We start from the raw sequence: 505 nt of genomic DNA on the forward strand, positions 1-505 counted from the left end.
CAATACGACGCCTTCGGCCGCCGCATCCGCAAAACCGTCGACGGCCAGAGCACCGAGTTCTTCTGGCAAGGCGACCACCTGATCGCCGAAAGCAGCCCGACTCAGCACCGCAGCTTCATCTACGAACCCGGCACCTTCCGCCCCCTCGCGATGCTCGACGGCAAAGGCCCGAAACGCGCCTGCCCGTTCTACTACCAACTCGACCACCTCGGCACGCCGCAAGAACTGACCGACTACAGCGGCGACATCGTCTGGTCAGCCAAGTACAGCGCCTACGGCAAGGTCACTTCGCTGGAGCTGGCGACCGAGGATTACCTCGACCAGCCGCTGCGCTTTCAGGGGCAGTACTTCGATGCGGAAAGTGGGCTGCATTACAACCGGCACCGGTATTACGACCCGGAGCTGGGGCGGTACCTGACGCCGGATCCGGTGAAGCTGGCGGGTGGGTTGAATCAGTACCGGTACGTGCCGAATCCGACGGGGTGGGTGGATCCGTTGGGGTTGA

The 505-nt window shown here is 63.4% G+C and carries 1 protein-coding gene; it reads left to right on the forward strand.

Annotation, left to right across the window (positions count from 1 at the left end):
• On the forward strand, positions 1–505 hold a 505-nt coding region (locus AC3WRD_RS29845; RefSeq protein ID WP_173861414.1), incomplete at both ends, for an RHS repeat-associated core domain-containing protein.

This window comes from Pseudomonas sp. FW215-R2 (assembly GCF_058789255.1).